Consider the following 9,007-nt stretch of genomic DNA (forward strand, 5'->3'; position numbering starts at 1 on the left):
CGATCAGGCGATATTGTCCGCGCCCGGTGCGCCGAACAGCTGCTGCTTGAGGTGATGCAGCTGGTCGCGCACCTGTGCGGCTTTTTCGAACTCCAGGTTCTTGGCGTGATCGAGCATGGCCTTCTCCAGGCGCTTGATCTCCTTGCTGATCTGCTTCTCGCTCATGGATTCGTACTTGGCCGTCTCCTGCGCCACCTGCAGCTCTTCCTTCGCATCCTGCGGGCTGTAGACGCCGTCGATCATGTCGCGGATCTGCTTGTGCACACCGCGCGGCACGATGCCGTTGGCGGTGTTGAAGGCGATCTGCTTGGCGCGGCGGCGTTCCGTCTCGCCGATGGCGCGTTCCATCGAATCGGTCATGCGGTCCGCATACAGCAGCGCCACGCCGTTCAGGTTACGCGCGGCGCGGCCGATGGTCTGGATCAGCGAGCGTTCCGAACGCAGGAAGCCTTCCTTGTCCGCGTCCAGGATGGCCACCAGCGACACCTCCGGCAAGTCCAGGCCCTCGCGCAGCAGGTTGATCCCCACCAGCACGTCGAAGGTGCCGATGCGCAGGTCGCGCAGCAGCTCGACCCGTTCCACCGTTTCGATATCGCTGTGCAGGTAGCGCACCTTGATGCCATGGTCGCTCAGGTATTCGGTCAGCTGCTCGGACATGCGCTTGGTCAGCGTGGTCACCAGCACGCGCTCGTTCTTGGCGACGCGCAGCGTGATCTCGGACATCAGGTCGTCCACCTGCGAGCTGGCCGGACGCACGATGATCTGCGGGTCCACCAGGCCGGTGGGGCGCACCACCTGCTCGACCACCTGGTCGGCGTGGGTCTTTTCGTATTCGGCCGGCGTGGCGGAGACGAACACCGTCTGCCGCATCTTCTGCTCGAATTCCTCGAACTTCAGCGGGCGGTTGTCCAGCGCGGACGGCAGGCGGAAGCCGTAGTCCACCAGGTTGGTCTTGCGCGAACGGTCGCCGTTGTACATGGCGCTCAATTGGCCGATCAGCACGTGCGACTCGTCGAGGAACATCAGTGCGTCCTTGGGCAGGTAGTCGACCAGCGTCGGTGGCGGTTCGCCGGGCAGAGCGCCGCTCAGGTGGCGCGAGTAGTTCTCGATGCCCTTGGTGAAGCCGATTTCGGCCATCATCTCCAGGTCGAATCGGGTGCGCTGCTCCAGGCGCTGTTCTTCCACCAGCTTGCTCTCCTTGCGGAAGAACTCCAGCCGTTCGCGCAGTTCCAGCTTGATGGTCTCGATCGCGCGCAGCACGGTCGAACGCGGCGTGACGTAGTGCGAACCGGGATAAACGGTGAAGCGCGGGATCTTCTGCTTGACGCGGCCGGTCAGCGGGTCGAACAGCTGGATCGATTCCAGCTCGTCGTCGAACAGGTCAAGGCGTACCGCCAGTTCCGCATTCTCCGCCGGGAAGATGTCGAGCGTGTCGCCGCGCACGCGGAAGGTGCCGCGGCCGAAGTCCACTTCGTTGCGGGTGTACTGCATCTGGATCAGGCGCGCGATGATGTCGCGCTGCGAGACGCGGTCCTTGGCGCGCAGCGTCAGGATCATCTGGTGGTATTCGGTCGGGTTACCGATACCGTAGATCGCCGACACGGTGGCGACGATGATGACGTCGCGCCGTTCCATCAGCGACTTGGTGCAGGACAGGCGCATCTGCTCGATGTGCTCATTGATGGACGAATCCTTTTCGATGAACAGGTCGCGCTGCGGCACGTAGGCTTCCGGCTGGTAGTAGTCGTAGTAGGAAACGAAGTACTCGACCGCGTTCTCCGGGAAGAACTCGCGGAACTCCGAGTATAGCTGCGCGGCCAGCGTCTTGTTCGGCGCGAAGACGATGGCGGGGCGGCCCTTGCGGGCGATCACGTTGGCCATCGTGTAGGTCTTGCCGGAACCGGTCACGCCGAGCAGGGTCTGGAAAAACAGGCCGTCGTCGATGCCCTCGCACAGCTGGTCGATCGCGGTGGGCTGGTCGCCGGCCGGCGGGAAGGGTTGGTGCAGCTTGAACGGCGAGTCCGGGAAGGTCACAACCGTTGCGTTTGGGGTGTCAACTACGGGTAAATCAGCCATCTTGTCCGACCTTTGTTAAAATAATGGCCTGCCAGCGGCCTGAAGCAGTTATTTATGGGGCGCTGTCTACCTTCAACCGCTGCGTACCGCTTCCAATCGAATCCAATCTTATCATGACGAATCCTAGCTTGTTCAGCGCCATCGACATGGCACCACGCGACCCTATCCTGGGCATTACCGAAGCCTTTAACGCCGACCAGAATCCGGCCAAAATCAATCTGGGCGTGGGCGTCTATTATGACGACAATGGCAAAGTGCCGCTGCTGTCGTGCGTGCAGAAAGCGGAGGAAATCCTGATCGCCGCGCCGGCCCCGCGCACTTACCTGCCGATCGAGGGCCTGGCCGCCTACGACAAGGCGGTGCAGGAACTGGTATTTGGCGCCGACAGCGCCGTTATTCAAGAGAAGCGCGCCGTGACCGTGCAGGCCATCGGCGGCACCGGCGCACTGAAGATCGGCGCCGACTTCCTGAAGCGCTTCGCGCCGGATTCGCAGGTCTACATCAGCGATCCTAGCTGGGAGAACCACCGCGCGCTGTTCGAAAGCGCCGGCTTCACCGTCAACAACTACACCTACTACGATGCGGCTACCCACGGCGTGAACTTCGCCGGCATGCTGGCCGACCTGAAGGCCATGCCGCGCGGCTCCATCGTGCTGCTGCACGCCTGCTGCCACAACCCGACCGGCGCCGACCTGACCTCGGCCCAGTGGGATGAGATCATCGCCGTGGTCACCAACGGCGGCCTGGTGCCGTTCCTGGACATGGCTTACCAGGGCTTCGGCGCCGGCATCGCCGAAGACGGCGCCGTGGTGCGCCGCTTTGCCGCAGCCGGCGGTCCGCTGCTGGTGTCGAATTCGTTCTCCAAGTCGTTCTCGCTGTACGGCGAGCGCGTGGGCGCCCTGAGCGTGGTCGCGGCCAGCGGCGAAGAGGCGAGCCGCCTGATGTCGCAGCTCAAGCGCGTGGTGCGCACCAACTACTCGAATCCTCCGGTCCACGGCGGCAAAGTGGTGGCCACCGTGCTGACCACGCCGGAACTGCGCCAGATGTGGGAAGACGAACTGGCCGGCATGCGCGTGCGCATCAAGGAAATGCGCGAAGCCTTCGTGGCCAAGCTCAAGGCCAAGGCTCCTACCCATGATTTCGCTTTCGTGCGCGACCAGGTCGGCATGTTCTCGTACTCCGGCCTGACCAAGGCCCAGGTGGACCAGCTGCGCGCGCAGTCGATCTATGCCGTCGATACCGGCCGGATCTGCGTCGCGGCGCTCAACTCCCGCAATATCGACATCGTTATTGACGCCATCGCGAAAGTCCTTTAAAATCTTGCTTCTTCGGGTTGAGCGACTAAGCTTAACTCGTAAGGCAACATGAAATACTTGTTCTGTCAGAAACCTTGATGGAATGATCTAAACAGTATAAAATGTTGCCTCTAATCCCTGATAGCTCAGTCGGTAGAGCGACGGACTGTTAATCCGCAGGTCCCTGGTTCGAGTCCAGGTCGGGGAGCCAGAATTCAGTAAGAAAAAAAGCCCAGCCTGCAAAGGTTGGGCTTTTTTGCTTTTCAGCGCCGCAATTCCCCAAATTCATGGGAATTCATCAATATTCATCTTCCAAGTCTTGCATGAATGACTAAGAATACGGTCATTCGATTTACTTCTTGGAAAGGTTGTTATGAATTTCGGCGAAAAGCTCAAGCAGATCAGGACCGAGCGTGCCCAAACTCAGCCACAGTTTGCGGCGGCCTTGGGGATCGAGCAATCGTATCTGTCCAAACTCGAGAACGACAAGTCATTGCCGTCGGCCGATATGTTCAATACGATCGTGGCCGGCCTGGGAATCGACGCGGCAACCATGCTGCGGGATATTGATAAGGAAGTCCTGGACACGACGCTGAGCCACATTCCGGCTGTCGGCCAGTTCAATACCCGGACCGAGGCAGTGCAGGAGCACAACTTCAAGCGCTGGCTGTACGGCTCGGCGCTGGCCTGGATCGTCGGCTTTGCATTGATGCTGGCGGCCAACGACGGCATTTTCTTCTCAAACAGGATTTACAAGTATTCGTCCCCTGGCGTGATCCTGGCTGGCGAGCCGCAGAGCATCTTTGAAACGCAGGACGGCATCCTGTTTCTGCGGTGGCAGGCCAAGGTCATGACGGGCGAGCAGTATGCTTTGGCGCGGGCTGAATTCAAGGCCAGGCGCGTCAGTCCGCTGACAGTGGAAACGCCTGAGAACCGCGGCAGCTTCTTTACGGAGAGAGAGGGGCAGGGCGTGCGCCGCTACGCCTTGATTCAATCCGAGCGTGCCCAGTCGACTGGCAACCGCATCCTGCAGTTCCTCGGCGCCATCATTTTCATGTGCGGCTTTGTCGGCGTGATTACCGAATGGCGCCTGCGCCGGCTGAAAAACAAACGCAAATAACCCCCCCCCTCGAAAACAAAAAAGGAGAATGACATGTCCCAGATCCGTACCTTCCTGTCCGGCGCCACCACCATGGCCGCTGCCCTGGCCGCCGTGTTCGCGTTGACTGCCGCCAAGACCCAGAAGAAGGAAACTTTTGATGAAATCACTGTGGGACGGATTAATATCGTCGAGCCGGACGGAACGAAGCGCATCATCATCTCGAACAAGGCCCAATTCCCGGGCGATTTCCAGCAAGGCAAGGAGGGTGCCCGGCCTGACCGCCGCGACGTCGCTGGCATGTTATTCATCAACGAGGAAGGCACGGAAAACGGTGGCCTGATCCAGCGGGGCAGCATGACAGCCGACGGCAAGATATTGGCCGGCCTGTCGCTGACCTTCGACCGTTTCCGCCAGGACCAGGCCCTGCAGCTCCTGAGCGATGACAGCGGCACGCACCAGATGACCGCGATTAAAATCAACGATGTGCCCAGCTTCAAGATCACTTCGAACGAGGATGTAACCCGCTTCGGTGCGGAAGCCGGCAAGCTGCCTGCCGCCGAACAGCAGGCCTACTGGAAAAAATTGTCGGAAGAAGGTCGCCTGAGCCAGAATCGCATTTGGCTTGGCAATACCCGCGATAAAGGTTCGGTGTTGCAACTGAAGGATGCCAAAGGCCGCGCGCGCATGGTGCTGATGGTGGCTGCCGACGGCAAGGCCGAGATCCGGATGCTGGACGAGCAGGGCAAGGTGCTCAAGTCGATCGACCCGACCAATTAAGAAGGACTCTACGCCTTGCGCGCCATGTGAGGCTGTCAAGTGCTGCGCAGGCATGAAAGTCATGCCTGGTTGCGGACATCTGATGATGGTTGAGCGGCCGCGGGTGTCGCGGCAGCCATCGCGGCGTTGCCGGCAGGGCGTGGAAAACTCCGTCCCGGGGGTCAGAGCTTGTACACCCCGCAGGCGACAACCAGATCCCCGGCGCGCTCGACGTACATCGATTTCTTTTGCACTTCCTTGGTCACCGGATCGGGCCATGAGTATTCCTGCCATCCCGAATTCTTGGTCTTGGCGATTTCGATGCGCTCGCGCATGATGAATTTCCCGTTCACGTCCTTGATGTCGAGAACGTTCTTGCCGGCAAGTTTGGGGGTGTTTCCGTTCGCCAGGGTGTAGCCCTCCATCGTGCCGATCGTTACGTAGAGGTCGCGCTCCCGGTATATCGGAAGCTGATTCTGGACGTCCTGGACAACCTTATCCTTACCGTATTTCTTGATATCCGCGATGACCCGCTTGACCAAGGCGACCGCCTGCTCGGGCGTTCCTCGCTCGGCGTCGGCCGCGGAAACCGCGTTGGACAGCGCAAAGGCGGCGATGATGGCGACAATCCTGAAAAAGCGTTTCATGCTGTTCCCCTGTCTTTATTGAAAATTTGATAGTCAGGCATTATTGCCTTCGATGGCTGAGACAGCCATGGAAAGTATTCTCTGCTTCAATACACGGCAATGTCAATCCGAGTGTCCCCGCTTCCCATCGGCGTGCACCGCAAGTTGGTATTTTTGCTTTGCTGCAGCAGTATTTTCACAAAGATGCCTCAAATGGGCCTACCATTTACATGCCTGCGTGCTTGCCTACCGGTCAGCCGTACGGGCCGTGTTGACTGATCAAGGAGCCCGCCGCAATGGTTGAACAACGTGTCGTGTCAGATGATTTCCTCGTGAAGTGGCAACAAACCACGAACGTCATGGCGGAGGTCTTCGACGTGCCGGCCGGCTTGATCATGCGTGTCAGGCCGCAGCAGATCGAGGTGCTGGTGTCGAGCCACACACCGGGCAATCCTTACGAAGCGCACGAGAAAGCCAATCTGAACACCGGCCTGTACTGTGAGACGGTGATGGCCACGCGCTCGCTGCTGCATGTGCCCGACGCGCTGGAGGACGAGCACTGGAAGGACAATCCCGACGTCGCGCTGAACATGATTTCCTACCTGGGCGTGCCGTTGGTATGGCCGAACGACGAGGTGTTCGGCACCATCTGTGTGCTCGACAGCAAAAAGCGCAACTATCAGCAGCGCTACGTCGATTTATTGTGGGAGATCAAGAGGGCGATCGAGGCCGACTTCCAGGTGATCGAGCAACAGCAGAAATTAATGGTCAGCAATGCCAGCCTGCTCGACGCCAACCAAGCCCTGTTGCGCAGCAACGCCGACTTGAAGGCCGCGCTCGATAAGATCGTCGCCATGCAGGGCGAGTTGCTGAGGGCGGAAAAGATGTCGGCGCTGGGCAGCCTGGTGGCCGGCATCTCGCACGAGCTCAACACGCCGATAGGCAACGGACTGATGCTGGCCAGCACGCTCAAAAGCAATGCGGTGACCATCGCCAAGGAGCTGGAGACGGGCGTGACGCGCAAGCACATGCAGGAATTCATCAGCGGCGTCGACCAGGGCGCCGATATCTTGTTGCACAGCCTGGGCAGGGCGGCCGAACTTGTGGCCAGCTTCAAACAGGTGGCGGTGGACCAATCCAGCATGCGCCGGCGTGAATTCGACGTGAAGAAGACGTTCAAGGACATCCTCGCCACGCTGGGGCCGGCCATCCGCAAAAGCGGGCATCAGGTTGTATGCGACGTGGAGGAGGGCGTCGTCATGGACAGCTACCCCGGTCCGCTGGAGCAGGTCTTGGTGAATCTGGTCAACAACGCGCTGGTGCATGCGTTTCCGGAGGGCGGGCAGGGCCATGTCACCATCACGGCGCGCAAGCTGGCGGACGACAGGATCGAAGTGTGCGTGGCGGATGACGGGGTGGGCATTCCGGAGGCCAATATCGCCCGCGTGTTTGACCCGTTCTTCACCACCCGCCTGGGCCAGGGCGGCAGCGGGCTGGGGCTGCATGTGGTCTACAACCAGGTCACCTCCGCCTTGCGCGGCGACGTGCAGGTGGAGAGCACGCCGGGTTGCGGCGCGCGTTTCACGCTCCGTGTGCCGCGCGTCGCGCCGCTGGAGCCGCCGTCGCACTAGGGCGCCGGCGCGGTCATCCGGGCGGTGGCGTAAAAAATATTTGCCATGGGGTCGCCAAATCCAATTTGAGCGGCTATAATTCGGGCCTCATTTCCCTGATAGCTCAGTCGGTAGAGCGACGGACTGTTAATCCGCAGGTCCCTGGTTCGAGTCCAGGTCGGGGAGCCAGAATGTAAAAAAAGCCCAGCCTTTCGGTTGGGCTTTTTGCTTTCCCGCTTGTGCAGCGCTTACTTTTGCGAGCGGAACGGGAACCGCAGCTGGTTTAGGAAGCCATCCGGCATATAGTCGCCCTGCACACCATATTTTTCCGGAAAACCCTGTTGACCCTTGATGGCCGTGCCGAACACGTGATCCAGGAAGGCATAATGCGCCGCGTAGTTGCGGTCGATCGCCACATCGTCGGAGGCATGGTGCCAGTGATGGAAGTCCGGCGTGACGACCAGATACTTCAACGGTCCCCACGGCAGATGGACATTGGCATGATTGAACACCGCCTGGAAGCCGACGATGATGATGTAGGCATCCATCACACTCTTTTCAAAGCCAAGCACGTACAGCGCACCCAGCACGCCGACACGGGTACAGATCAGTTCCAGCATGTGCTGGCGCGAACCGGCCAGCCAGTCCATGGTCTTGGCCGAGTGATGCACTGCATGGAATCGCCACAGGAAGGGCACTTCATGATAGCTGCGGTGAAGCCAGTATTGCGCCAGATCGGCCACCAGAATGCACAGCAGTAGCTGAGGCAGGAAGGGAATGGCATGGACCAAATCATGCACCCTGTCGTTCAGCATCCAGCCAAACAGGCGGTGGACAGCAAAGTTCACCGTCAGGAGCGCCAAGCCCACAATGAAGTGGTTAACCGCGAAGTGCACAATGTCGGTCTGCCATTCTTTGCGGAACAGGAGCTGGCCTTTGTACAGCGGGAAGATTTTCTCCAGCGCGGCGAAAATAATGGTGGAGCCCAGCAGGTCGAGGATGAACCAATCGAGGCCGATGTACGGTGTATGGTCGGGGAAATCGGTAACCGGCACGTGCGAACCGCCGGCGGCTACGCTGATCAGCACCAGTGCAGCGGCGACGGCGTTCAGGCTGCGCTTGCGCTTGAACAGCACGTTGAGCAGGCTGATCGAGCCCGACAGCACCAGTGCAGCAAACATGATATGCCGGATCAGGTCGGGGGAATAGGCGTGCCTCAGCTCAGGCGTGGTCAGGTATTGCGGGTAATGGAAAGCCGCCACGCCCAACAAAGACAAGACCGCCAGGGTTAATGCCAGTACGCCGCTGGCCAGTCCCGTTCCTTTCGGTAGGGGACCATCCTGTTTCAGCAGGTTACCGGTTTCCTGTACCGCAGTGCTGACCTGATTGATGACTTTGCTCTTCATTCTGGCTCTCTGAATCGCCACGAGTCTGCTAGACACCCGCGAGCCGTTCAAAATGCCTTCGCTCATACTCTGCTGGCGAAAGCCTGTCATTAAATCCGTGACGGCGCTTCGGATTGTAGAACATCTCGATGTAGTC

The 9,007-nt window shown here is 59.8% G+C and carries 8 protein-coding genes and 2 tRNA genes; 6 read left to right on the plus strand and 4 right to left on the minus strand.

What is annotated here, in order from left to right:
* Positions 1–3 precede the first annotated feature (3 nt).
* The gene (gene uvrB, locus GTP90_RS10600; RefSeq protein WP_161083482.1) at positions 4–2,076 is read right to left on the minus strand and encodes an excinuclease ABC subunit UvrB; all 2,073 of its coding nucleotides are present in this window, start codon (positions 2,074–2,076) and stop codon (positions 4–6) included.
* 113 nt (positions 2,077–2,189) lie between these two features.
* Here uvrB and GTP90_RS10605 point away from each other — a divergent pair, with 113 nt between their 5' ends.
* From GTP90_RS10605 to GTP90_RS10620, 4 genes are all read left to right on the plus strand, one after another.
* Complete coding sequence (locus GTP90_RS10605; RefSeq protein WP_175048044.1) at positions 2,190–3,392, plus strand: amino acid aminotransferase; 1,203 nt, start codon at positions 2,190–2,192, stop codon at positions 3,390–3,392.
* Positions 3,393–3,506: 114 nt separating this feature from the next.
* Positions 3,507–3,582 (plus strand) — tRNA-Asn (locus GTP90_RS10610).
* 162 nt (positions 3,583–3,744) lie between these two features.
* Complete coding sequence (locus tag GTP90_RS10615; RefSeq protein ID WP_161083483.1) at positions 3,745–4,491, plus strand: helix-turn-helix domain-containing protein; 747 nt, start codon at positions 3,745–3,747, stop codon at positions 4,489–4,491.
* 33 nt (positions 4,492–4,524) lie between these two features.
* Complete coding sequence (locus tag GTP90_RS10620) at positions 4,525–5,250, plus strand: hypothetical protein (RefSeq protein ID WP_161083484.1); 726 nt, start codon at positions 4,525–4,527, stop codon at positions 5,248–5,250.
* Positions 5,251–5,411: 161 nt separating this feature from the next.
* On the opposite strand, the gene GTP90_RS10625 is transcribed toward GTP90_RS10620, so the two are convergent.
* Entirely contained in the window at positions 5,412–5,876 is a 465-nt protein-coding gene (locus tag GTP90_RS10625) for a cache domain-containing protein (protein WP_161083485.1), read from the minus strand.
* Between the two features lie 311 nt (positions 5,877–6,187).
* Here GTP90_RS10625 and GTP90_RS10630 point away from each other — a divergent pair, with 311 nt between their 5' ends.
* Complete coding sequence (locus tag GTP90_RS10630; protein WP_371875042.1) at positions 6,188–7,486, plus strand: GAF domain-containing sensor histidine kinase; 1,299 nt, start codon at positions 6,188–6,190, stop codon at positions 7,484–7,486.
* Positions 7,487–7,578: 92 nt separating this feature from the next.
* Positions 7,579–7,654, plus strand: a tRNA-Asn gene (locus tag GTP90_RS10635).
* Positions 7,655–7,713: 59 nt separating this feature from the next.
* Here the strand turns inward: GTP90_RS10635 and GTP90_RS10640 are convergent.
* Complete coding sequence (locus GTP90_RS10640) at positions 7,714–8,871, minus strand: sterol desaturase family protein (RefSeq protein WP_161083487.1); 1,158 nt, start codon at positions 8,869–8,871, stop codon at positions 7,714–7,716.
* Positions 8,872–8,899: 28 nt separating this feature from the next.
* On the minus strand, positions 8,900–9,007 hold a 108-nt coding region (locus tag GTP90_RS10645; RefSeq protein WP_161083488.1), incomplete at its 5' end, for an IS3 family transposase.

It is taken from the genome of Duganella vulcania (assembly GCF_009857655.1).
Taxonomy (GTDB): Bacteria; Pseudomonadota; Gammaproteobacteria; order Burkholderiales; family Burkholderiaceae_D; genus Rugamonas; species Rugamonas vulcania.

Coding starts and splice junctions, on each gene's coding strand:
- uvrB (WP_161083482.1), bottom strand. CDS start 2,076: ATGGCTGATTTACCCGTAGTTGACACCCCAAACGCAACGGTTGTGACC.
- GTP90_RS10605 (WP_175048044.1), top strand. CDS start 2,190: ATGACGAATCCTAGCTTGTTCAGCGCCATCGACATGGCACCACGCGAC.
- GTP90_RS10615 (WP_161083483.1), top strand. CDS start 3,745: ATGAATTTCGGCGAAAAGCTCAAGCAGATCAGGACCGAGCGTGCCCAA.
- GTP90_RS10620 (WP_161083484.1), top strand. CDS start 4,525: ATGTCCCAGATCCGTACCTTCCTGTCCGGCGCCACCACCATGGCCGCT.
- GTP90_RS10625 (WP_161083485.1), bottom strand. CDS start 5,876: ATGAAACGCTTTTTCAGGATTGTCGCCATCATCGCCGCCTTTGCGCTG.
- GTP90_RS10640 (WP_161083487.1), bottom strand. CDS start 8,871: ATGAAGAGCAAAGTCATCAATCAGGTCAGCACTGCGGTACAGGAAACC.